This is a genomic window from Priestia sp. TRM10, from assembly GCF_057808375.1.
Genome location: NZ_JBJZOT010000015.1, coordinates 1,110,583 through 1,133,383 on the forward strand (window position 1 = coordinate 1,110,583; position 22,801 = coordinate 1,133,383).

Annotated in this window: 26 protein-coding genes; 4 read left to right on the top strand and 22 right to left on the bottom strand. The window is 37.2% G+C overall.

Features of this window, described 5'->3' with window-relative positions:
* Positions 1-4: 4 nt before the first annotated feature.
* Entirely contained in the window at positions 5-787 is a 783-nt protein-coding gene (locus ACK3CR_RS22500; protein WP_243517537.1) for a phosphatidylserine decarboxylase, read from the bottom strand.
* Positions 788-912: 125 nt separating this feature from the next.
* Between ACK3CR_RS22500 and pssA the strand changes: the two genes are divergently transcribed.
* A complete protein-coding gene (gene pssA / locus ACK3CR_RS22505; RefSeq protein WP_243517533.1) occupies positions 913-1,452 on the top strand; it encodes a CDP-diacylglycerol--serine O-phosphatidyltransferase in 540 nt (179 codons plus the stop codon).
* 81 nt (positions 1,453-1,533) lie between these two features.
* Here the strand turns inward: pssA and ACK3CR_RS22510 are convergent, their stop codons facing one another.
* Positions 1,534-1,692, bottom strand: coding sequence for a hypothetical protein (locus ACK3CR_RS22510; protein ID WP_488976128.1), 159 nt, complete (start codon positions 1,690-1,692; stop codon positions 1,534-1,536).
* A 77-nt stretch (positions 1,693-1,769) separates the two neighbouring features.
* Positions 1,770-2,348, bottom strand: coding sequence for an MOSC domain-containing protein (locus tag ACK3CR_RS22515; protein WP_430237774.1), 579 nt, complete (start codon positions 2,346-2,348; stop codon positions 1,770-1,772).
* A 352-nt stretch (positions 2,349-2,700) separates the two neighbouring features.
* Here ACK3CR_RS22515 and sigK point away from each other — a divergent pair, with 352 nt between their 5' ends.
* Complete coding sequence (gene sigK / locus ACK3CR_RS22520) at positions 2,701-3,429, top strand: RNA polymerase sporulation sigma factor SigK (RefSeq protein ID WP_488976221.1); 729 nt, start codon at positions 2,701-2,703, stop codon at positions 3,427-3,429.
* Between the two features lie 15 nt (positions 3,430-3,444).
* On the opposite strand, the gene ACK3CR_RS22525 is transcribed toward sigK, so the two are convergent.
* Both ACK3CR_RS22525 and mtnN read right to left on the bottom strand, forming a co-directional pair.
* The gene (locus ACK3CR_RS22525) at positions 3,445-3,675 is read right to left on the bottom strand and encodes a YrhC family protein (RefSeq protein WP_243517526.1); all 231 of its coding nucleotides are present in this window, start codon (positions 3,673-3,675) and stop codon (positions 3,445-3,447) included.
* 95 nt (positions 3,676-3,770) lie between these two features.
* Entirely contained in the window at positions 3,771-4,463 is a 693-nt protein-coding gene (gene mtnN, locus ACK3CR_RS22530; RefSeq protein WP_061802058.1) for a 5'-methylthioadenosine/S-adenosylhomocysteine nucleosidase, read from the bottom strand.
* 136 nt (positions 4,464-4,599) lie between these two features.
* On the opposite strand from mtnN, the gene ACK3CR_RS22535 reads away from it, so the two are divergent.
* A complete protein-coding gene (locus ACK3CR_RS22535; protein WP_019391394.1) occupies positions 4,600-4,809 on the top strand; it encodes a DUF2536 family protein in 210 nt (69 codons plus the stop codon).
* Positions 4,810-4,836: 27 nt separating this feature from the next.
* Here ACK3CR_RS22535 and ACK3CR_RS22540 read toward each other — a convergent pair whose 3' ends face one another.
* From ACK3CR_RS22540 to ACK3CR_RS22610, 15 genes are all read right to left on the bottom strand, one after another.
* Positions 4,837-5,580 (bottom strand): YrrS family protein, encoded by a 744-nt coding sequence (locus ACK3CR_RS22540; RefSeq protein ID WP_243517519.1) that lies wholly within the window; start codon positions 5,578-5,580, stop codon positions 4,837-4,839.
* 100 nt (positions 5,581-5,680) lie between these two features.
* Entirely contained in the window at positions 5,681-7,435 is a 1,755-nt protein-coding gene (locus tag ACK3CR_RS22545) for a peptidoglycan D,D-transpeptidase FtsI family protein (protein ID WP_328122447.1), read from the bottom strand.
* Positions 7,436-7,492: 57 nt separating this feature from the next.
* Entirely contained in the window at positions 7,493-7,966 is a 474-nt protein-coding gene (gene greA / locus ACK3CR_RS22550) for a transcription elongation factor GreA (protein ID WP_019391391.1), read from the bottom strand.
* Positions 7,967-8,156: 190 nt separating this feature from the next.
* On the bottom strand, positions 8,157-8,792 hold the full coding sequence (gene udk, locus ACK3CR_RS22555) for a uridine kinase (RefSeq protein WP_019391390.1): 636 nt from the start codon (positions 8,790-8,792) through the stop codon (positions 8,157-8,159).
* A gap of 1 nt (position 8,793) precedes the next feature.
* Complete coding sequence (locus tag ACK3CR_RS22560; protein ID WP_243517514.1) at positions 8,794-10,056, bottom strand: peptidase U32 family protein; 1,263 nt, start codon at positions 10,054-10,056, stop codon at positions 8,794-8,796.
* Between the two features lie 17 nt (positions 10,057-10,073).
* Positions 10,074-11,003, bottom strand: coding sequence for a peptidase U32 family protein (locus tag ACK3CR_RS22565; protein ID WP_243517511.1), 930 nt, complete (start codon positions 11,001-11,003; stop codon positions 10,074-10,076).
* Positions 11,004-11,008: 5 nt separating this feature from the next.
* Positions 11,009-11,650: an O-methyltransferase gene (locus ACK3CR_RS22570; RefSeq protein ID WP_243517508.1), complete on the bottom strand. Its 642-nt coding sequence runs from the start codon at positions 11,648-11,650 to the stop codon at positions 11,009-11,011.
* A 156-nt stretch (positions 11,651-11,806) separates the two neighbouring features.
* Positions 11,807-12,901, bottom strand: coding sequence for an endolytic transglycosylase MltG (gene mltG / locus ACK3CR_RS22575; RefSeq protein ID WP_243520709.1), 1,095 nt, complete (start codon positions 12,899-12,901; stop codon positions 11,807-11,809).
* Positions 12,902-13,134: 233 nt separating this feature from the next.
* Positions 13,135-13,413: a DUF1292 domain-containing protein gene (locus tag ACK3CR_RS22580; protein ID WP_019391385.1), complete on the bottom strand. Its 279-nt coding sequence runs from the start codon at positions 13,411-13,413 to the stop codon at positions 13,135-13,137.
* A gap of 21 nt (positions 13,414-13,434) precedes the next feature.
* Positions 13,435-13,854: a Holliday junction resolvase RuvX gene (ruvX, locus tag ACK3CR_RS22585; protein WP_061802065.1), complete on the bottom strand. Its 420-nt coding sequence runs from the start codon at positions 13,852-13,854 to the stop codon at positions 13,435-13,437.
* A 1-nt stretch (position 13,855) separates the two neighbouring features.
* Positions 13,856-14,125: an IreB family regulatory phosphoprotein gene (locus ACK3CR_RS22590; RefSeq protein WP_019391383.1), complete on the bottom strand. Its 270-nt coding sequence runs from the start codon at positions 14,123-14,125 to the stop codon at positions 13,856-13,858.
* 77 nt (positions 14,126-14,202) lie between these two features.
* Entirely contained in the window at positions 14,203-16,833 is a 2,631-nt protein-coding gene (gene alaS / locus ACK3CR_RS22595) for an alanine--tRNA ligase (RefSeq protein ID WP_488976129.1), read from the bottom strand.
* Between the two features lie 327 nt (positions 16,834-17,160).
* A complete protein-coding gene (locus ACK3CR_RS22600; RefSeq protein WP_328122450.1) occupies positions 17,161-18,225 on the bottom strand; it encodes an AI-2E family transporter in 1,065 nt (354 codons plus the stop codon).
* Between the two features lie 95 nt (positions 18,226-18,320).
* Positions 18,321-18,461, bottom strand: coding sequence for a YrzQ family protein (locus ACK3CR_RS22605; protein WP_019391380.1), 141 nt, complete (start codon positions 18,459-18,461; stop codon positions 18,321-18,323).
* Between the two features lie 15 nt (positions 18,462-18,476).
* The gene (locus ACK3CR_RS22610; protein ID WP_040056833.1) at positions 18,477-18,668 is read right to left on the bottom strand and encodes a hypothetical protein; all 192 of its coding nucleotides are present in this window, start codon (positions 18,666-18,668) and stop codon (positions 18,477-18,479) included.
* Between the two features lie 304 nt (positions 18,669-18,972).
* On the opposite strand from ACK3CR_RS22610, the gene ACK3CR_RS22615 reads away from it, so the two are divergent.
* Entirely contained in the window at positions 18,973-19,701 is a 729-nt protein-coding gene (locus ACK3CR_RS22615; protein WP_328122451.1) for a ZIP family metal transporter, read from the top strand.
* A gap of 41 nt (positions 19,702-19,742) precedes the next feature.
* On the opposite strand, the gene recD2 is transcribed toward ACK3CR_RS22615, so the two are convergent.
* Both recD2 and ACK3CR_RS22625 read right to left on the bottom strand, forming a co-directional pair.
* The gene (gene recD2 / locus ACK3CR_RS22620) at positions 19,743-22,106 is read right to left on the bottom strand and encodes an SF1B family DNA helicase RecD2 (RefSeq protein ID WP_243517494.1); all 2,364 of its coding nucleotides are present in this window, start codon (positions 22,104-22,106) and stop codon (positions 19,743-19,745) included.
* A 14-nt stretch (positions 22,107-22,120) separates the two neighbouring features.
* Positions 22,121-22,777 (bottom strand): tetratricopeptide repeat protein, encoded by a 657-nt coding sequence (locus ACK3CR_RS22625; protein ID WP_243517492.1) that lies wholly within the window; start codon positions 22,775-22,777, stop codon positions 22,121-22,123.
* Positions 22,778-22,801 lie beyond the last annotated feature (24 nt).

The following is a 22,801-nucleotide window of genomic DNA, read 5'->3' on the forward strand; positions in this document are numbered from 1 at the left end:
TACTTCACGATTGAAATCGACCGAGCGTTTGGCCAACCTTTACTTTTTGACCTTTTTGAATCGATTCATCTGTTACAAAAGAATCTTTTTCAAAAAGTAAAATGACAGTTGAGCCGAATGAAAAATACGCAATTTCGTCTCCTTTGTTAATAGACTTCTCATCATGAGTCATTGTAATGCTATTTACAAACATTGCGCCAACTTTTACTAATAAAAAACGATGCTCATTGTAAGCAAGTTCTGTTAACTTGCGATAATTTTTCACTAACGGTGCTTTGCCGTATTTTAAACCAAGCTGATTTACTGGATATGACTTATTTCCAAGAGTCCATGTCTTAATAATATTAGCATCAGCCGGACTATGAATTCGATGATAGTCACTCGGACTCAAATATAGGATAAAATAAGTACCGCCTATATACTTTTGCAGTTCGTACTCATTTCCAACAAGCTCTTTTACAGAATACGGCTTTTCTTTTACAATCATTTCTGTCTTATGTGTTAAAGTACCGTATTGTTCGATTTCCCCATCTACAGGACTAATAATCACCTCTTTTTGTAAAGAAAATGGGCGAGCTTGATCTTTTAGCTTTCTAGTAAAAAGTTCGTGTAGCGTTCCGTATTCACTAAGTTCCTTGCTCATTTCTTCCTGTTTAACATTATAAAGTTTTGCATATGATCGAATGAATTTTCTGCTAAATGGAGAGCACGAAAAACGCTCTATTAACTTTGAAGTAAAAGGTTTATTTGTTAATTCTATAAAAGATTGATAAAGGATTTTTTTCATAAATTTCCTCTCTATCACAATTTTTCCCACTGTTTTTCTTTACTATCCTACTTTTTAGATTTACAATAATTTTATCTGTATAATTTCTTTATTTTTATGAGTCAGCTCTTTAAGGAGTGAAAAATTTGTTTTTATTAGATTATCTTGATCATACTTTTAAAAAGCTTAAGACCCATTCTGCAAATTGTTTAACGTTAATAAATCTGTCTTTAGGAACTTTTGCTCTTATCTCTATTTTTCATCATGAATTTCGATTAAGCTTGTTTCTCATTTTTCTTGCGGCATTTGCTGACAGATTTGACGGCATGGTTGCTCGGAAATTTGGTGTTGAATCTGAATTTGGTAAACAACTAGACTCCATGTGTGACATTATTTCATTTGGAATCGCACCAGCTTTACTTGTTTATCAAGGCGTATTACATGAATATGGAACACCTGGCACGCTTTTTACAATTTTTTATGTAGCCTGCAGTGCTATGCGCCTCGCACGCTTTAACATTTCAGAAAACAACGGATATTTTACAGGTCTTCCTATTACAGCAGCAGGCTGTCTAATCACATTTTCTTTTTTGTTTCACAAAATGATTCCAGGGCACCTTTTCATGTTTCTCGTAGTGATTTTATCCGTTCTAATGATTAGTAACTTCAAACTTAAAAAAGTATAACACAACTTAGCGTACAATGTTTATTTGTTTCTTACAATAATGAATAAATAAAAAAGAAGTGGCATAAACACCACTTCTTTTTTATTTCCAAAAGTATCCAAAACAATAGAATCCACCGAAAATAAGCAAAATGACTACAAGAATGATAATCAAGGCAAAAGCCCAGCCCCCGCCTCCGTAGCCTCCTCCATATGGAGTATAACTACCACAGTATGGCGAGCACCCTCCATACCCATACATGTACATTCACCTCTTTATTTTATACTATGTACAGGAATGGAGTTCGTGTAGGCATATATGTATATTTTGGCTCTACTCTAATTTGAAAGTTCAACTTTCCCTTTAAAAGGTTCATAAGAATGAATAACTGCCTTGTCTCCCTTTTTTATTATGCCTGGTTTTTCTACAATACAAACGATTCCTCTTCTATCATAAGCCATTTTTACAAATTTCCCGGCTATCTTTTTTTCGGGATATTGACTCTGAATAACCTTTCCTGGATGGATACAAGGATGATTGATCCCTTCACAAAGTAAAGCTGCTCCGCTAGGAAAAACAATGCGGCTTCCTTCTTTTAAAAGTGTAAAATCATCGATTCCTTCAACAATAAGGTTTGCTCCAAGCCATTCAGGAAGCACTTCCTCAATTTTCAATAATTGCGCCACTTCCGCACATTCTTCAGCTGAAACGATAGAAATTTGTCTTCGATTAAAGATCTCTGTTCCCTTTTCATACATTGGCTCTCTTTCTCCAGCTTTCTTCGTTAAACCAAAATGAAGATCCCCAGGAATTCCTCCAAATTCCACCTGTACTTCTGCTCGTTCTTCCGTAATAAATGATCCCTTCTCTGTTGCCATAAAAACCCCTAGAACTTTTGCTTCTATTTTTTGAAACATCGTACCCTTCCTTCCAAAGTATGGTATAAGTTTCTCTGTATTTATTATAATCATGATTGATCCCTTAATCATAGAACATTATACAAAATTTATTAACTAGCTTATACCATATTACGTTCTCTTTTTAAAATTACGTATAAATTATGGACACTTTTTAACTATACTCATACTCTAAACTATTACTTTAACCTTATTTTTCTATTTTAAACGCTTTTTCACTTTTTTTTCTAGGCATATCTCTTTAGAGAGTTCCAAGCCTCTTAAAAGGACATTGTACAGACACAAACTAGGCTCCTGTCACATATAAATAAAGTATCGTTACAATGGTGGTAATTTCTACGGAGGTGGTATGATGCCCGGCTTTTTTACGACTTTAGGTTACTTTGTTAAAGAGCTCGTTTTCCTTGTTTCCTACGTTAAGAACAACGCTTTTCCACAACCTCTCTCGCCGCAAGAGGAAAAAAAATACTTACTGCTTATGGAGCAAGGGGACGCACATGCTCGCAATATGTTAATTGAACATAACTTACGTCTTGTGGCACACATAGTAAAGAAATTTGAAAATACAGGAGAAGACTCAGAAGATCTTATCTCTATTGGAACAATCGGGCTTATTAAAGCAATTGAGAGCTATTCACAAGGCAAAGGAACGAAACTTGCGACATATGCTGCTAGATGTATTGAAAATGAAATCTTAATGCATCTCCGTGCTCTAAAGAAAACGAAGAAAGATGTTTCTCTTCATGACCCAATCGGGCAAGATAAGGAAGGAAACGAAATTTCTTTAATTGATGTTTTAAAATCTGAAGCAGACGACGTAATTGAAACGATTCAGCTTAATATAGAACTTGAAAAGATTCGTGAATATATCGATATTCTGGACGACAGAGAGCGAGAAGTGATTGTTGGACGGTTCGGACTTGATTTAAAGAAAGAGAAAACACAGCGAGAAATTGCAAAAGAGCTCGGAATTTCAAGGAGTTATGTATCACGAATTGAGAAGAGAGCTCTAATGAAGATGTTTCATGAATTTTATCGTGCCGAAAAAGAAAAGAAGAAAAAGAAAAACAGCCTTGATTAATTTCAAGGCTGTTTTTTATTCTTCTAAAGAGCTACGCAGTTTTTTGACTTTGTAACTAAATAGAAAAGAAACGAGTAGAAGCACAAAAGTTCCACTCATCATAATTGTCATTGTGCCACCATGGTGTTCATGATTGCTAATTAAAGTGCCAATATATAAGAATCCGCTCAATGCGAGTAAAATATAAATAAAACGTGTATAATCTTCAATTTTCGCTCGTACTTGACGTGCTGTATTTGTTTTCAAATCAAATCACCCCACGTAATTTCTCTATTTCTACTATAACATAGAATATACGTGTGAAATGATAGCAATATCCACCACTGTTGGCAACTTTGACATTAGATTTTTTCAACCATTCTCAAAATAAGGTCTGCAGAGTTTTTCGCTGCTTTTGGTAAATACTGATCAAATGAAATATTTGATTCTTTTCCAGCAATATCTGAAAGAGAACGAATAATAACAAACGGTGCTCCGAACTGATGACAAACTTGAGCAACAGCGGCAGCTTCCATTTCAGCTGCTTGAAGCGCTGGAAATTTAGAACGCACAAACTCTACGCGATCAGCATCGTTCATAAATGAGTCTCCTGTTGCAATAAGTCCTGTAACAATCTTCATGCCTTGGATTTCTTCCGCACTTTTCTCTGCTACAGCAACAAGCTTCTCATCTGGTAAAAATGCTGCGGGCATATTTGGCACTTGACCATATTCATAGTTGAAGATGGTTACATCTACATCATGATGGCGAACTTCTGAAGAAATAACAACGTCTCCAACGTTTAGCTCTGGATTGAAACCACCAGCAGAGCCTGTATTAATAATATAATCAGGCTTGAATCTTTCAAGTAAAACAGCTGTTGATAAAGCTGCGGTTACTTTTCCAATACCTGATTTTAGTAAGATAATTTCTTTTCCTTCATATTTTCCTGTTGTATATTCACAGCCTGCAATAACCGTTACATCGCGGTCTGTTAATTTTTCTCGTAAGATTGTCACTTCTTCTTCCATTGCTCCAATAATTGCGATTTTCATTTTTTGACCTCTTTCCTTCAACAAATTTTGCATATAGTGCTTATTCTAACATTATAAAGAGGAAGTCGCTATATTTCTTCCTAAAACACATGCTAAAATAAAGAAACGTACTGACCAAACAGGAGGTGAAGAGTGGATGGGGTTACAGCTACAAATGATTCAAGATAAAGTCGAATTTTTTGAGGAGACAAGCATCGAAAAACTCGAATCAAAAATCAATGAGCAAATTGAAAATAATCGAGCTATTTTTCTAGAAGTACATCATGTTGGACATCAAACAATCGTTCACCCTGAGACAGGTGCTCGCCTTTATACAGCAGTTGTTCATTTTAAATTTAAAAAATAGCGCAGGAATACTCCTGCGCTATTTCTATTAGTTTACTTTTTCTGTTCCAATGGGCTGCCAGCCTTCACCTTCAACCCAGCGGATTTGAACTTTATATTGTTCACCAGTTGATTTGGATTTAATTGTTGCTTGTGATTCACTTCCAACAGTTCCACCAGGATTACGTCCTAACCAAAGAACTGTCATATCATCTGTTGAAACACCTGTTGCTCCACTTACAGCTTGAAGCTGTGCATTCCAATCAGAAGAACCTTTGTCATATGATGCTGTATGACTTCCTGCTTCTTTTTCTTTATTTTCTTTAATTTCTTCCTTACTTGAATCGGCTGATGAAGAATCTTCTTTTTCGTCTTCGTTATCTTCCTCTTTTGTTGCTGTTTCATCGTCTTCTTTTGAAGATTTTTCTTCTTCTGCATCATTTGATGATTCGTCTTCACCATCGTTTGTTGCTACTTGATCTTCATCTTCACTATCACTTGCTGAAGAATCATCTGTTGCTTCATCTTCACTATCACTTGTTGAAGAATCATCTGATGATTCATTATCTTTATTTTGCTCTGCGTTATCTTCGTCACTATTGCTCTTATCGTTTTGAACGTTTGCTGACTTTTGGTCACTATTCGCTGTAGTACTTTGCTTATCGTCTTTCCCATTCATAAACATTGTTCCAGCAATAAGGACAATTAAGACAGCCACAACAGCAATAAGCACGTTATAAACGCGATTCATTTTACGATTTTTATCGTGTCTTTGTGATCGTCTATTTTCCATTTGTTGCTTTCCTCCATCTTCATTACATAATGAATTATTGTAACATTACATCCCTGCTTCATGAACGGTTTTTAATAAGTTGAAGCATAATTGTAATATTTCATTTACGTTCACTCTGTTGATCGAGCTCATACACATTGTTTACTATATCATAAAATACACCATTTGTTTTAGCCTCTTCATCTTTTACAGATAAATCAACGACCACAAGAGCATACTTTGGATTTTCTCTTGGAAAATAGCCAGCAAACCACTTATTAACAAGCGCTTTTTGATCACTAATTTGTGCAGTACCCGATTTTCCAGCTACTTCATATGGAAGAGAAGCAAAGCGACGTCCTGTTCCTTTCTCTTCCTCTACAACACCAGTAAGAAGCGTTTGAAGCTTTTCAGCCGTTTCTTTCTTAATCCCACCACCTTCTAACTCTTGTTTTGGAAAGGAGAAGAGCGTATTTCCATTTTTATATTGAATCTTATCAACCGCTCTCACTTCATATGCCTTCCCTCCACGTCCAATAGTCGCCATCATGTTTGCAAGCTCTAATGGTGAAGCTTTGACATTCAGCTGTCCGATTGATGTTTGGGAAATCGCATTTGGACTTTTAGTCGTATTATCTGTCCACACCATCCCTTTTTTCTCTTCTGGAAGCTGTGCAAAGTTTTGAAGATGAAACACTTCCCCGCTCCATCCTGCCTTCGTTGTTAATCCTAGCTTTTTAGCATACGTTTCTATCATATGCTCGTCTTTTGCCGTTATGTCTTTTCCAAGCTGTCCAAATGTGGCATTACAGCTTTCTGCAAAACTATCGTGAAAAGATAATGTGCCTTGATCTTTTTGAGCTTTTTTTCCGTAAATATTTGTTGAACAGTTAAATGTTCGGTTTTCCACGTTTGGTAATTGTTCAAGAGCTGCAGCCGCAATAACGGTTTTGAAAACAGATCCAGGGGTATAAGGAATAAGCATACGGTTATAAACTCCACCATCTCCATAAGGCTTGACCTCATTAATCTCAGGGCGGCTTACAAGTGCTTCAACAGTATTATTTTCAATATTCACAAGAACTGCTCCACCTTGCTTCAAACCGCTGCTGTCTACGATTCTCTCCACTGCACTTTGCTTTTCTTTATTGAGCGTTGTTTTCACTTTAACAGGATAAAAAGGATTAGGAGCTCCTGTATACTTTACGTTTAAGCCAAACAAAGGGTTTCCTTGCCGATCTACATGATAGAGAAGCTTCGACTCCTCTTCCTGAATTAAAAATTCATCAAAAGCTGACTGCAGTCCTGTAATACCAACAGACGTTTGAGTAGAAAGTTCGCCTTCTTTTAGTCTCTCATCATAACGTTCGACAAGGAGATCTCTGTTTTGTCCTGTTAAACCAATTAAATGTTCTGCAAAATGTCCTCCGTCATCCTTTTGAAGAGGAACAGCAAAAAGGCCAGGAATCTTTAAACTATTGATGCTTTTCATTTCAGTTTCTGTGATTTCTTTCTCAATGACAACAGGCTCACTTGCTTTGTTTAACTTGTCTTTGAGCGCATATTCAGACATACCAACAAAGGACGCCACCTTATCACTTGGCCACTTCAATTCTTTTAAAAAAGGAAACATAACAAGAGATAATGAAGAATGGTGTGTAAGCGGCTCTCCATTTTGATCTACAAATTTCCCTCTTCCATCATCAATTACCATTTCTTGAGTACGCTGTCTTACACTTGCTTCTATTAAATTAATATGATGACGTGAAAAAGATTCTGTTTGAATAAGCTGTATTTGTGCAAGACGTGCTACAAGAATAAGCATAAAACATAAAAGGATAAAAGCTAATTTTTTCATTCGTTTATATGGTTTCATAAAAAAACACCTCGTTACAATTGTCGACGAGGTGTTCTTATTTCAATCATTTTTTTATTAATTTACAGCTGTAATCTTAACAAGCATCTCTCCACCTGGTGTTTGAACAAGAACTTCATCACCAATGTGTTTGCCCATAAGCGCTTTTGCAATTGGAGAATCGTTAGAAATGCGGCCTTCAAATGGATCTGCTTCTGCGCTTCCTACAATTGTATATTGTTCTTCATCTCCATCAGGTTGCTCTACAAATGTAATCGTTTTACCAAGAGAGACTGTTGAAGAATTTTCGTCTCCTTCAATAATCTTAGCGTTACGAATCATTGTTTCAAGAGTTGAAATACGACCTTCAACGAAAGCTTGCTCATCTTTTGCAGCATCGTACTCTGAGTTCTCTGAAAGATCTCCAAAACTACGTGCAATTTTAATTCTCTCTACAACTTCTTTACGTTTTACTGTTTTCAGTTGCTCTAACTCCGCCTCAAGCTTTTCTTTCCCTTCTTGAGTCATTGGATATTCTTTTTCCGTTGCCATAACTCTTCACTCCTTCATATATAAGCGTGTCTCTACTTTGTAAAGAGATGCTTGTAAATAAACAGGCTATGTACTATAAGAAAGAAAATTTGTGAAATGGCGCCTATTAGGCGCCATTCTTCATTCTTATCGTTTATCATATGCATCTTCTCTATACAAATACGTTTTAAATGTTATCTACCATATCGTATTATAAAATAGCATTTTGTTCAAGAATTGTTTGAATCTTAGTACACATCAAATCAATTGCGACATGGTTTTGTCCACCTTCTGGCACAATGATATCTGCATATCGTTTTGTTGGTTCTATGAACTGGTTGTGCATTGGACGAACAACTTGTACGTATTGATCAATAACAGATTCCAGTGAGCGACCACGTTCTTTAATGTCACGTAGAAGACGACGCACAATTCGTAAATCCGCATCAGTGTCAACATAAAGTTTAATATCCATTAAGTCACGCAGGCGGTCATCTTCTAGTACAAGAATTCCTTCTACAATAATTACATCTTTTGGTTCTTCAATAATGATTTCTTCAGAACGAGTATGCATTGTATAGTCATATACAGGCTTTTCAATACTCTCGTAGCGAAGAAGACTTTCAAGCTGTTCTACTAAAAGATCATTATCAAAAGCAAGTGGATGATCATAATTGGTTTGCAAACGCTGCTCAAGCGGTACACTGCTTTGATCCTTATAATAGAAGTCTTGTTCTAAAAGCATAATAGAATGCCCTTGAAAATGTTCATAAATTGCTTTTGTTACGGTCGTCTTGCCTGAGCCTGAGCCTCCTGCAATTCCAATAACAACTGGTTTTTTCCCCATTTTAAATCTCCTTCCGCATCATGTTGTATGGGTAAAGGGGTTGTTCTACTTTAAATTGAACAATTTGCAATGGGTGTCTAGCTGCATCAAGCTCATTGCCTTTTTCATCCCAAATTTGCTCTACAACTGTTGTAAATGTCCCAATCTCTGGTCCAAAAAACTCGACTTCTTGTCCACGTTTGAAGAAATTACGTTGTTGCAAAGTCACCATTTTCGTTTCTTCATTATAATCAAGCACAAGTCCACAGAAATCATGTGTTGTTGTTTTGCTATGCTCTCCAAACATTTGCTCTTCGTGTCCTGGTACGCCTTCAAAGAAAGCTGTTGCTGTCTCTCTATTTGCACATTTATTAAGCTCTCTTAGCCATTCTTCTTGAATTGTAAAATTGTCAGGGTCTGCACAGTAAGCATCAATAACTTTGCGATAAACTGTTACAACGGTTGCAACGTAGTGAATAGATTTCATACGTCCTTCAATTTTCAAACTATCGATGCCCATCTCAATCATTTTAGGGATAGATTGAATTAAATTCAAGTCTTTTGGACTCATTGCAAATGGAGCATCTCCCTCGTTAAACAAAGGAGCTTCTTCGTTATTTTCATCCATTTCGAATAAGCCATAGTCCCAGCGACATGACTGACAGCAACCACCACGGTTTGAATCCCGCGCTGTCATATGATTGCTTAATACACATCGACCAGAATAAGCAATACACATTGCACCGTGGATAAACGATTCAATTTCAATATCTACTTTTTCTTTCATCTCACGAATTTCTTCTGCACTTGTTTCCCGAGCAAGTACAACGCGCTCTAATCCTTCTTCTTTCCAAAACTGGACAGCTTTCCAGTTAGCAAGCGACTGCTGGGTACTTAAATGTACTTCAAGTGATGGAGCTACCCTACGACAGGTTTCAATAATGAGTGGATCAGCAACGATAATACCTGCTACTCCTGCTTTTTCAAGACCTTCTAGATACTCTTCAAGACCATCGATATTCTCATTATGTGCATAAATATTTGTTGTAACATAGATGCGTGCTCCATATTTCCGTGCAAAAGCCGCCCCTTCAGCCATTTCTTCCATTGAGAAGTTATCTGCATTTGAACGGAGGCCGTATTCACGTCCACCGATAAAAACCGCGTCTGCTCCGTAATGAACGGCTACTTTTAATTTTTCTAAATTCCCCGCTGGAGCAAGCAGTTCCGGTTTTTTAGTAATAACGCGTTTTCCATCTACAACCTCGGATACTTTAATTGCCATTCCCTCTTCACTCCTCTTTAATAAACGGTTTCTTTAAAGAAAAATCCTGTATCAAGCATACGATTTTTCGGCTGAATTGCTTCTAATTCTTCTAATAATGTTTCCTTAATGTCTTCATATTTCTCTCGATTTTCAACACATAAGTCAATAGCTTGACGATATTTCTTTGTAACGTCTACAAGGTAATCGATAGATTTTAAAATCCCGTCAATTTTAAATGAATCAACGCCTGCATCTATCATTTCTTCAAGTTCATCAATAATACAAACATCATTTGGACTCATAATATGTGTTCCATTTTCATCTTCAAAAATCGGATACTTATTTCCACGTTCTTTATCTAACAAAAACATATTTTTAGTATCTTTTCGATTTTCAATTTCCATCGCTTTTTCTTGATACAAGAAATAGTGACCTAAAAGCGGGCGTTTTGATTGGAACATGCATGTCATTCCATGAACCTGAACTTCGATTTCTACATCTGCATTTTCTTTAATTTCCACAATAGCATCCATGTTTAGTTCTCGCGCCAAAACAGCACGTTTTGAGCCTTTGCGTCCCCAATAGTTACAAACATACCAGTTTGTTCCTGTTGTTTCCGTACTCCAATGAAGAGTCATAGTTGGAGCTACTTCACGTGCTGTCATTAAGACAGCTGGATCACCATAAACAATGGCATCAACACCTGCATCTTGTAAAAACAAAATATAGTTTTTTAATTCATCTACTTTGTCATTATGAAAAATAGCATTCATAGCTACGTACACTTTCTTATGAAGCCGATGAGCAACGTTGATAGCTTCTACAACGTCTTCACGCTTAAATTCTCCTGCTAAGCGTAAACCGTAACGAGCCTCCCCAATTAAAAAAGCATCCGCTCCTGCTAAAGCTAATTTCTCAATGTCCCCAACACATGTGGGAGTAAGTAAAATCTCCGGTTTCTTCACATGTTTCACCTCTTTTGTGTACTAATTGCGATCCCATCTCCAATTGGTAATATTGCCGTTTGGAAATCTGAATGACCCATTAACCATTCATTATAGTCATTTATCTTCTTAATCAAACTTCGCTTACGACGTGTTTCAGCTTGGATCTCTCCTGTTACATATCCTTTAAAGAGCACGTTATCACTGACAACAATTCCTCGTTCAGAAAGCATTGGTGTATAAGCGTCAAAGAAACGCTTATATTGACCTTTGGCCGCATCGATAAAAATGACATCATAAGGTGCTTTGGCGTTTGCTTTTTCCACAGCTTCTAAAGCATCACCAAAGATAAGGGTAATATTTTCTTGTTGATCTGATTGAGCTAAAAAGCGCTTTGCTTGCTTGTATCGCTCTTCATTACGTTCTATTGTTACAACCTCTGCTCCAAGCTCTTTTGCCATTCTTAAAGACGAATAGCCAATTGCTGTGCCAATTTCTAAAATGCGTTTTGGCTGATAAAGGCGTAAAACTTGCAGAAGAGACTCAATGCTAACAAGCTCCATAATTGGAACGTGATTTTCTAAAGCGTACTGCTCCATTTCTAGGAACAAATCATCTCTTTTTGGAACTAGATTTTCAATATAAGCGTTTATTTCATGAGAAAGCACTTGTCTTTCCTCCGATCATTTCAGTCCTGTTGATTGATATAGAACTACAATTCTAATATTATAAAGGTTTTCCCCTATAGAGTAAACCTTTATACTACGAAAATAATCTTTCTCACAAAAAAGGCTGTGAAAGATTCACAACCTTTTTTGTCATATTTATTTTTGAAAACGTTCTTCTGTAATATGCTTTTCTTTTTCCTTGTTATGTTCTTCAAGCGTTTTTGTAAAGATGACCTCTCCACTTTCTGTTGCTAAGAAATATACATAATCCGTTTGTTCAGGAGATAAAGCAGCCTCAATCGATTCTTTCCCAGCGTTTGCAATTGGTCCCGGTGTTAAACCTTTTACCTTATACGTATTGTAAGGTGAGTCCACTTCCAAATCTTTATAAAGTACTCGATCTTTATGACTTCCTAGTGAGTAAAGAACAGTTGGATCTGTTTGAAGACGCATATCTTTTTCCAGTCGATTATAAAATACGCTCGCTATCTTTTTACGATCGGTTTGGTCTGTTGCTTCTTCTTCGACAAGAGATGCCATTGTTAATATTTTATGAACCGTCGTTTTTTGTTTTTTAATCTCTGGTTGATATGGAGCAATCACATTGTTTGTTTTTTCAATCATTGCTTCTAGAATTTCCTCTAATGGAACATCTTTCTTATAAAAAGAGTATGTAGCAGGATATAAATAGCCTTCTAGAGGATGCTTAATCTTTGCGTTATCAATCTCAGATGTAATTAAATCCGGATATTTCTTTTTCATATTGTTAATGAAAGCTTTATCATCTAACTTTTGCTCTATTTCCTCTTTTGAGAACTTCGTTCCTTTTGAAATAAGAGTAGAAATTTCATCAAGCTGACGACCTTCTGGAACAGTAATTTTAACAGTTGCTTTGTTTGATACTTTTCCTTCTTGCAGGCGATTAATCATCTCTTTTGGACTCATTGCCTTTGTGAACTCATAGTTGCCTGCTTGGAAGTCATTTAAGTTAGAAAACTTAGCATAGTAGCGAAACACAGTAGCGTTTTTTATTAAATCTTTATCTTCTAGCGTGTGAGCAATTGTAGAAACTGTTGAGCCTGTTGGCACAGACACAATAATTTCTTTCTTGTTTTCTTCGTCTACAGGGCTTAGAGCTGAGTGAATATAAATATAAAGCCCAAGCGCTAAACCAACGAATAAAACAAATAAAATCGACAATACCCACAAAACCGCTTTGCGCACTTTTTTAGCTTCATTTTGTTGCTGCATTAACGTTTGTGAAAAATCAATCGGTTTATTTTTTCGTGCCAATCGTCACTCCTCCCTTTCCGCGATTAATTATACTACATCTTTAACTATTTTTCGCCAATATCAGACAAAAAACACCTCTCCCTTCTTGCATAATTTTTCTTTATGCTTAAATTTACTCTGTGCTGCTCAAGATACAAATTATGGCATATAAAAAAGTCGCTTCCTAAGCTTAGGAAGCGACTTTTACTTTTTTACTCTTCTTCTGAATCAAGTGCATATAGCACTTCTTCAAGCATGTTCCATTCTTCTTCAGTTTCGATTGGCTGAAGTTCGCCATCTTCGCCTTCTCCATTTGGAATGAAGCTAGATGCATGAACGATTACTTCGCCTTCTTCTTCTGATTGAGCAATTGGTGAATAAAGAACGTACGCTTTGTTGAACTGATCAGAGTGGAATGTTGTAATAACCTCACAAAGCTGCTCGTCTCCATTTTCGTCAATTACTGTGATATGTTGTTCTCCGTGATCCATTTTGTCACCTCATTATGTTTTTTAAAATTGCTTGCTATCTAAATAACCTTGCAGAATAACGACAGCTGCCATCTTATCAATTACTTGTTTACGCTTTTTACGGCTTACATCAGCAGAGATAAGCATGCGCTGTGCAGCCATTGTTGAAAGACGCTCGTCCCACATTTCAACTTCAAGGTCAAATGTTGATTTTAGCTTTTCTGCGAAGGAAAGGCAAGCTTCACCTCTTGGACCAATTGTATTATTCATATTTTTAGGTAATCCAACGATAATTTTGCTTACCTCATGTTCTTTAATAAGTTCTTCCAAGCGTGGCAATGCTTTGTTCAGTTGGTTTTCTGGGAACTTAATTGTTTCAATCCCCTGAGCTGTCCATCCCATTGCATCACTTGCTGCCACACCAATTGTTCTTGTACCAACGTCTAATCCTAATGTTCGCAATTTACGCTTCCTCTCGGTGGTTCTTTAAATAGGATTTCACAAGCTCTTCAATTAATTCATCTCGTTCAAGCTTGCGAATGATGTTACGTGCATCCTTATGTCTTGGAATGTAAGCTGGGTCCCCAGATAGCAAATAACCGACAATTTGATTAATTGGGTTGTAGCCTTTTTCTTTTAGTGCCTCATAAACCGTAAAAAGCACTTCATTTACGTTTGTGTCTACTGGGTCTTCATGAAAATCAAATTTCATCGTTCGATCAAATGAACTCATTTTTTCCACCTCACTCATCGTCAACAAAAGAAACAGTTTTAATGCTTATTTTCATTGTACACGAAAAGTACTATGAATTAAACGGATTTTATCCACTGTTTCGCTGCGGACAAAGCATCTTGAATTTTACTTGGGTCTTTCCCGCCTGCCTGAGCCATGTCTGGGCGTCCACCACCGCCGCCACCGCATACAGCAGCAACTTCTTTAACAAGCTTACCAGCATGATAGCCGTTCGAAATTAAGTCTTTTGTAACTCCTGCAATAATATTTACTTTTTCATTTTGGGCAGAAGCTAAGACTACAATACCTGTCCCAATTTTGTTCTTCAAGTCATCTACCATCGTACGCAAGTTATTCATGTCTGCTCCATTAACGCTATGAGCAATCACTTTCACACCGTTTACTTCTTCCACTTCATTGATTAAGTTCCCTGCTTCAATGTTTCCAAGCTTCGCTGCAAGAGATTCGTTTTCACGCTGTAGTGTACGAATTTCGTCTTTTAGTCCTTCTACACGCGTTACAACATCTCGAGGATTTGCTTTTAGCACACTTGCTGCTTGATGTAACAGTGATACTTGCTCATTCATCACTTTATAAGCAGCTTGACCTGTTACAGCTTCAATACGACGTGTTCCTGCTCCAATTCCTGACTCTGAAACAATTTTGAAAATACCGATGGAAGAAGTGTTCTCAACATGACAACCGCCGCAAAGTTCAAGACTATAATCGCCAACTTGAACAACGCGTACAATATCACCATACTTCTCTCCGAATAAAGCCATTGCTCCCATTTTCTTCGCTTCATTAAGCGATTTGTTTGAAATAGTTACAGGAATACTTTCCCATACTTTTTCATTAACAATTGTTTCAATTTTTTCAATCTCTTCAGGTTGAATTTGACCAAAGTGTGTAAAGTCAAAACGAAGACGATCTTGTGTTACAAGAGAACCTGCTTGGTTTACGTGCTCACCTAATACATCTTTTAATGCTTGATGAAGAAGATGTGTTGCTGTATGGTTTTTCACGATACTGTTGCGTTTATCAGTCGAAATTTCTGCTAAAACGGCTTGACCTTTTCTTAGTGTTCCTTCTACAACTTCTACTGTGTGAAGGTTTTGTCCATTTGGCGCTTTTTGAACATCTTTGACAAGAGCTTTTACACCTTCTCCTGTGATTGTTCCTTTGTCAGCTACTTGTCCACCGCTTTCTGCATAAAATGGCGTTTCATTTAGCATTATTTGAACTTCGCCACTTGATGCTTCCTCCACAAGTTCACCATCTTGAATAATAACTGATACAGCTGTATGAAGGCTTTCTTGACTATAACCAACAAACGTACTTTCTTCTTTAACATCCCCAAGAAGTGCATCTTGAACTTTCATTGAGCCCACATCTTGACGTGCTTCACGCGCTCTTGTACGTTGTGCTTCCATTTCCGCTTTGAAGCCTTCATAATCGATTGTCATGTTATGTTCTTCAGCATATTCTTCTGTAAGCTCAATTGGGAAACCATATGTGTCATAAAGACGGAACGCATCTTCACCAGAAATGACTGTACTATCTTTTTCTTTTTCTTTAGCAATGACGTCATTTAAGATTGCTAATCCTTCATGAAGTGTTTCATGGAAACGATCTTCTTCTGTTTTCATCACTTTTTGAATGAATTCGCTTTTTTCCTTTACTTCTGGATAGAAATCAACCATAATTTCAGCAACTGTTGGAACAAGCTCATACATGAATGGACGGTTAATATTAATTTGTTTTGCATAACGGACAGCACGGCGTAATAAACGACGTAATACATAACCACGGCCTTCATTTGATGGAAGAGCTCCATCTCCAACAGCAAATGCTACAGTACGAACGTGGTCTGCAACTACTTTGAACGCTACATCATGATCTGTATTCTCACCGTATTTCAAACCTGAAATCTGTTCTGTTGCATTAATGATTGGCGTGAATAAATCAGTCTCAAAGTTTGTTTTTGTTTCTTGAATGATTGAGCACATACGCTCAAGACCCATACCTGTATCAATATTTTTCTTTGGAAGTGGTGTGTATGTGCCATCTGGATTGTGATTAAATTGAGAGAACACAAGGTTCCATACTTCTAAGTAACGCTCGTTTTCTCCACCTGGATATAGTTCTGGATCACTTTCATCATTACCATATTCTGGTCCGCGGTCATAGAAAATTTCCGTATTTGGTCCACTAGGGCCTTCTCCAATATCCCAGAAGTTCCCTTCTAAACGAATGATGCGCTCTTCAGGTACTCCAATTTTATCTTTCCAGTAATCAAAAGCTTCATGGTCTTCAGGGTGAACTGTTACAGAAAGCTTTTCTGGCTGGAATCCAATCCAGTTTTCACTTGTTAGAAACTCCCATGCCCATTCAATTGCTTCTTCTTTAAAGTATTCCCCAATTGAGAAATTACCTAACATTTCAAAGAAAGTATGGTGACGTGCTGTTTTCCCTACATTTTCAATATCGTTTGTACGGATTGCTTTTTGGGCATTACAAATGCGAGGGTTATCTGGAATAACGCGACCATCAAAATATTTCTTTAAAGTAGCAACCCCACTGTTGATCCAAAGCAGCGTCGGATCCTCGTGCGGCACAAGTGATGCACTTGGTTCAACGCTGTGTCCCTTCTCTTTAAAAAAGTCTAAAAACATTTGGCGAACTTCAGCTGAACTTAGCTTTTTCATGCTAATTCCTCCTTGTATACTATGTAAATGAAAACACAAAAAAAGCCCTAATCCCTCATTAATAGCAGGGACGAGAGCATTACTCGCGGTACCACCCTGATTACGAACTCTTTCGTTCGTCACCTCGATAGAGCACTAACGTAGCCTGCACGATAGGTTTATAAGCCTACACTCCGGATTAGCTTTCTGCTACTCTTCGCTTGGAACATTTTACAGCCTTGAATATTCCTCTCTTTGTAAGCGGGCTTTAGCATACTCTTTCCATCATCGTTTTGTTATATATTATAACCATTATGGCGCTATTATAGACAACTTTCCATGTGGTTGTCAATCACTTGGAGAGGGGGATCTCATATAAGTGATTGTTACTTTCAATATAGCTAATAGCGGGACAGCTAAAATTAATCCTAATACCCCTCCAATTTCTCCTCCAAGTAAAAGAGCGAGCATAATAAGAAGCGGATGAATATGCAAGGATTTCCCAACAATAAGAGGAGACAATACATTGCCTTCTAAAAATTGAAGCACGAAGATAATAATAACTACAATTATGACCATTTTCACTGAGATCGTAAGAGCAATAACGGCAGATGGAATCGCTCCAATGACAGGTCCGAAATATGGAATAATGTTTGTAACACCAATAATTGTCCCAAGAAAAAAGGGGTACGGCATATGAAAAATCCATAAAAGGATTGTTGCACATGCTCCAATAATAAAACAGACAAGAAATTGACCTCTTAAATAACTCCCTAGGGAATGATCTACATCTTTAAGAAAACTCTTTCCTTTATCTCTCCATTTTACAGGAGTGAGGATAAAAACAAAGTGCTTTATTTTATCAAAGTCTTTCAACATATAAAAAGCAATAAAAGGGATGAGGATGAGAAGAAAAAACATACTAAAAGCAGAGCGAATACTGTCTGCAATTCGATTTAATATCCCTTCAAGCATTTTTTCTGTATCATCAATTGCTCCCTCAATTTTTGTATGAATACCGTCTGGTAAGGAAGATGTATGGTAATGAACTTCACTTACCCATTCCTTGTATGTTCCTACAAAAAGAGGAAGCTGGTCGCCCACTTCCATTACCTGAACAAGAAAAAGTGGAATTCCCTTATAAAGTCCATATCCAACCCCTCCAAAAAAGAGCAAGTAAATAATAAAAAGAGCAAGAGGTCTTTGAATCCCGCTTTTATGCAATTTCTCGACTGTGGGATGAAGCAAATATGTAATAAGCGCTGCTACAATAAATGGAGACAGTACTTTTAATAACATAAATAAAATTGGCAGCCATATATGTTGTAATTTAAAAAAGATAAACAACGTTAAAAATAGTAGTAATAAAACACTTAATCGATAAAGCCAGCGAAAAGATACAGCTTTCATCATATCTTCCCTCCCTTCAAACTATAGTTTTGATTAAATGAAAAAAAACATGCACAAAAGAAAAGCCTTTTGAATCATTTTGATTCAAAAGGCTTTATTTAAGAAAAATTTTTCATAACGCGCTTGCGCATTTTTTTCATATTTCGTTTTGAAAAAAGATCGCTTTGACCATCTGTAACACGATTATATGCATATAAGCCAACACCTAAAGCAAGGACAGAAGAAAAAACTTTGTTCATGTCGACTCCTCCAAATTAAAAATTAATTGTTCGATCTTCATCTGAAAACAAGTCATCGAGTGAACTTAAGCTCCCGTCTTCTTCAACTTGATGTGTATTAATTTTCCCTTTTGAAATTGTCATCTCAATGAAGCAGCCCCAGCAGTAATATTGATTGACTCCAATTTTCCCAACATCAATACTTTGACAATTTGGACAGCGTAACAATGTACAACACCTCTTTGTTCGTTTATAAGTGTTATCCATTGTTTCCACCATAATGGAAAAACATACTACATAACAGAAGAACCTGAACACCTAAGTTATTTCTTCGATTACATTTAGGTTATGGAACTTGGGTAAAATCATGTACTGTAACCTTTTCCATTCATATAGATTATTTCGTTATGTTTTAATGGTACAAGGGTAACCTAAAAAATAAAAATGTACTTGTTCTATTTCTTTTAGCACTCTCTAGCCGTTTATCTCTAAAATTACAGGGTATTCGTACATTGAGGGGAGGTCAATTTATATGTGGAATGCAGCAATGTGGGGCGGAATTTCAGGTTCTGCAGTTTTAATCGGCGCGCTAGCTGCGATGCTTCTTCCTATTCAAAAAAAGATAATTGGTTATATTATGGCCTTCGGGACAGGTGTCTTAATTGGAGCTGCGGCATATGAGCTTCTCGGTGAGTCCCTCAATAGCGGTGGAGTGCTTCCGACAAGCATTGGGTTTATAGCAGGAGCTGTTACTTTTACTTTTTTCAATTATATGGTTTCCCGAAAAGGAGCCGCAGAACGAAAACGATCAGAACAAAATGCAGCTACAAGCGGCGGTATTGCTATCTTTATCGGAACCATTATGGATGCAATACCAGAATCCATTATGATTGGAGCAAGTCTTTTAGAGGGACCCTCTGTAAGTTTTCTGCTCGTTATTGCCATCTTTATTAGCAATATTCCTGAAGGGCTTTCAAGCACAGCAGGCATGAAAGATAACGGATACTCCAAGCGGAAAATCTTAATTTTATGGATTGCCGTTCTTGCCATTTCCACCTTTGCTTCATGGTCAGGATATTTCTTTCTTGATGGTGCTTCTGAAGCTGTTATGGCTAGTATTGCCGCATTTGCCGGAGGCGGAATTATTGCAATGGTCGCTTCAACAATGATGCCTGAAGCATATGATGATAGCGGTTCAACAACAGGACTTATTACTTCGCTTGGGCTACTCGTGTCCCTTTTATTAAATAATTTTTCATAAAAAAGTCCACAAAGAAGTTTCCCCTTCCTTGTGGACTTTTTTCAATCTGCTTCCATAAAATCATATGGGGTAACATTTTCCATCCCAATCATTGCATCTTTCATGAAAGGAGCTTCATTCTCATCCCACTCTTGCTCGTCTGCTTTTAAGAACGAAGCTAAAGTTGTTTGTCTTTTACCATCATCAGCTCGACTTATTCCAATTTTCAATGCTTCTTCTTCACCACATAGAATAAGAAACTGTTTACTTCTAGTAATAGCTGTATAAATTAGATTGCGTTTTAACATTCTATAATAGCTTCTTACAACAGGCAGTACAACAATTGGAAATTCGCTTCCTTGGGATTTATGAATAGAGCAGCAATAGGCATGAGTAATTTGGTTAAAATCTGCTTTTGTATATGATACTTCATTTCCATCAAAAGAAATAACAAGCATATCTTGTTTTTCTGTATTTTCTTTTGCGTAAAAAACAGATACAATTTCTCCGATATCTCCATTAAATACATTGCTTTCTGGCTGGTTCACAAGTTGCAATACTTTATCTCCAACGCGATATGAAACACTTCCATACTGAATTTCTCGTCTTTTATGTGACGAAGGGTTAAAAAGCTCTTGAAGGGCCACATTAAGATGATCAATTCCTGCATTTCCTTTATACATAGGAGCTAATACTTGAATATCCCGAGCTGTAAACCCCTTTTTAATCGCATTCTGACATACTTGTTTGACAACTTCGGTAATTTGTCCTTGATGACAGGTTAGAAAGGAGCGATCTCCTTGTGGCTTGCGAATATCATCAGGCATTTTTCCATCTTTAATCATATGAGCAAGCTCAATAATTGAAGACCCTTCCTCTTGTCTGTAAATATCGACAAGCCGAACAACGGGTACAATATCTGATGTTAGCAAGTCTGTTAATACTTGCCCAGGACCAACTGATGGAAGCTGATCTTCATCTCCAACAAGAACTACTTGCATATCTTCTGGAAGAGCACGGAAAAGCTGATGAGCGAGCCACGTATCTACCATTGAGACTTCATCAACAATGAGAAGACGCCCTTTAATTGGATCTTCTTCATCATGATCAAATCCTTCTTGTCCATTCCATTTTAAAAGTCGATGAATTGTAACAGCAGGTAACCCTGTTGCTTCGCTCATCCGCTTTGCGGCTCTACCTGTTGGTGCTACAAGAAGAACGGGAAAAGGTTCATCTTTTTTATAGCTAGTTGGATCAAGAGAGCAGCCATGAAGCTCAGCATACAGTTCAACAATTCCTTTAATAACCGTTGTTTTTCCTGTTCCAGGGCCTCCTGTGAGAACCATCATTGGTGACATCAGCGCTTTTTGAATTGCTTCACGCTGAGAGGGCGCATATTGGATGTCTAAGCGTTCTTCAAGTTCACCAAGCGCTAGGAGAAACTCCGACTCTGGGAATTGATCTTCATACTGAGTTTGAGCTAAAAGATCCTCAATAACGTTCACTATTCCTTTTTCCGCATAATACAGGGATGGAATGTAGATTCTTTCTTCTTTTACAAAAAGCTTCTTTTCTTTTGTTAATGCTGCGAGACCTTGCTCTAAATCCTCTACCTTGATTTCCTCATCTGAACGTAGAAGTTCAACAGTCCAATCAAAAAGCTGTGTTTGAGATAGATATGTATGCCCATCTTGTACACATTGTTTTTCAACTACAAAAGCAAGTCCCGCTCGAATACGATCTGGATGAGCTCCTTTAATGCCAAGTTTCCCCCCAAGCTCATCTGCCCGTTTAAAGCCAATCCCGTCAATATCCTCCACAAGCTGGTACGGATTTTCATTAATAATTTGCAGTGCTTCATGCTTATATGTTTGGAAAATTTTCATGGAAAGCTGAGGACCAAATCCATATTGAGAAAGCTTGATCATAACATCTTCTAAACCGCGATTTTCGACAAGCGCTTCATAAAGAGCATCAGCTTTTTCACTTGAAAGATTTGCTACACCTCGCAAATTCTCACGATCTTGAAGAATCCGTAAAATAGCTTGGTCTCCTAGTGTATCCACAATTTTTTCAGCTGTTTTCTTTCCGATTCCTTTAAATAGGTCACTTGAAAGATAAGAGATAACGCCTTCTCTTGAATGTGGAAGCTCTTTTTGAAACATATCCGCTTGAAACTGCCATCCAAAACGTGGATGTTCTTTTAACTGCCCATAAAATGTATATCGTTCTCCTTCATGTAAAGGAGGCAGATAACCTGTGACAGTAAGGCTGTCATCACTAATATGAACATTCGTTTCTCCAACCGAGATTTTAGCTACCGTATATAAGTTATCCTCATTATGAAAAATAGTTGCTGAAATCTTCCCCTTCACAAATGGACGGTCATCACTCTTGTCTACAACATTTTTTAACTCTTCCTGCATGGTACACACCCCCTCTATTCGGACTGTGTTAAAATTCGTTTTGCATTGCCTGCAAGCAGGTGACCTTCATCAATTTCAAGCGCCCGGTCCAGCATTTCTAATGCCTTTTCTCCATCTTCTTTATAGGCATAACCAACACCTAAGTTATAGTAAGCATCAGCATGGTTTTTGTCTTTTTCAATAACACTTAAAAATTGTTGGATTGCCTCATCTACCATTTCAAGACGTGCTAAGCACAAACCATATTGAAATTTTGCTTCTATATCTTCTTCGTTTAATTCAACTGCTCTCTGTAAATACGGAAGCGCCAGTTTCACTTGATCTTCATTCATGAATGTTAAACCAAGCATAAAGTGAACATCACTTGAATCTACCCCTTTTTGAAGCGCTTTTTGAAACTCTACACGTGCTTTTTGGAACTGTTCGCCTTCAAAATAAATCGTTCCTGCCCCGTAATGTGCTGTTCCTGCTGTTTCATCAAGCTCAAGTGCTTTATCAAAAAAACGCAAAGCTCGCTCATTTTCTCCAACAGCTCCAAGCAAGTTACCAAAATTAATATAAGAAACCGCGTTTCCTGGTTCTTTTTCAATTGCTTCTGTAAAAGCTTTAGCTGCTTCCTCTAGCTTACCTTCTTGCATATATTGAATTCCTTTTGCATTTAAATCGCTCACTATTTTTCACTCCAAATAAAATTT

Bases quoted from the DNA above. Each gene is read 5' to 3' on its own strand.
- udk (WP_019391390.1), bottom strand. From the start codon at position 8,792: ATGGGGAAAAAACCAGTTGTTATTGGAATTGCAGGAGGCTCAGGCTCA.
- ACK3CR_RS22515 (WP_430237774.1), bottom strand. From the start codon at position 2,348: ATGTTTCAAAAAATAGAAGCAAAAGTTCTAGGGGTTTTTATGGCAACA.
- recD2 (WP_243517494.1), bottom strand. From the start codon at position 22,106: ATGCAGGAAGAGTTAAAAAATGTTGTAGACAAGAGTGATGACCGTCCA.
- ACK3CR_RS22615 (WP_328122451.1), top strand. From the start codon at position 18,973: ATGTGGAATGCAGCAATGTGGGGCGGAATTTCAGGTTCTGCAGTTTTA.
- ACK3CR_RS22590 (WP_019391383.1), bottom strand. From the start codon at position 14,125: ATGAGTTCATTTGATCGAACGATGAAATTTGATTTTCATGAAGACCCA.
- mltG (WP_243520709.1), bottom strand. From the start codon at position 12,901: ATGCAGCAACAAAATGAAGCTAAAAAAGTGCGCAAAGCGGTTTTGTGG.
- ACK3CR_RS22605 (WP_019391380.1), bottom strand. From the start codon at position 18,461: ATGAACAAAGTTTTTTCTTCTGTCCTTGCTTTAGGTGTTGGCTTATAT.
- alaS (WP_488976129.1), bottom strand. From the start codon at position 16,833: ATGAAAAAGCTAAGTTCAGCTGAAGTTCGCCAAATGTTTTTAGACTTT.
- ACK3CR_RS22535 (WP_019391394.1), top strand. From the start codon at position 4,600: ATGGGGTTACAGCTACAAATGATTCAAGATAAAGTCGAATTTTTTGAG.
- sigK (WP_488976221.1), top strand. From the start codon at position 2,701: ATGCCCGGCTTTTTTACGACTTTAGGTTACTTTGTTAAAGAGCTCGTT.
- ACK3CR_RS22540 (WP_243517519.1), bottom strand. From the start codon at position 5,580: ATGGAAAATAGACGATCACAAAGACACGATAAAAATCGTAAAATGAAT.
- ACK3CR_RS22545 (WP_328122447.1), bottom strand. From the start codon at position 7,435: ATGAAACCATATAAACGAATGAAAAAATTAGCTTTTATCCTTTTATGT.
- ACK3CR_RS22500 (WP_243517537.1), bottom strand. From the start codon at position 787: ATGAAAAAAATCCTTTATCAATCTTTTATAGAATTAACAAATAAACCT.
- ACK3CR_RS22580 (WP_019391385.1), bottom strand. From the start codon at position 13,413: ATGGATCACGGAGAACAACATATCACAGTAATTGACGAAAATGGAGAC.
- ACK3CR_RS22560 (WP_243517514.1), bottom strand. From the start codon at position 10,056: ATGGCAATTAAAGTATCCGAGGTTGTAGATGGAAAACGCGTTATTACT.
- ACK3CR_RS22510 (WP_488976128.1), bottom strand. From the start codon at position 1,692: ATGTATGGGTATGGAGGGTGCTCGCCATACTGTGGTAGTTATACTCCA.
- ACK3CR_RS22600 (WP_328122450.1), bottom strand. From the start codon at position 18,225: ATGATGAAAGCTGTATCTTTTCGCTGGCTTTATCGATTAAGTGTTTTA.
- mtnN (WP_061802058.1), bottom strand. From the start codon at position 4,463: ATGAAAATCGCAATTATTGGAGCAATGGAAGAAGAAGTGACAATCTTA.
- greA (WP_019391391.1), bottom strand. From the start codon at position 7,966: ATGGCAACGGAAAAAGAATATCCAATGACTCAAGAAGGGAAAGAAAAG.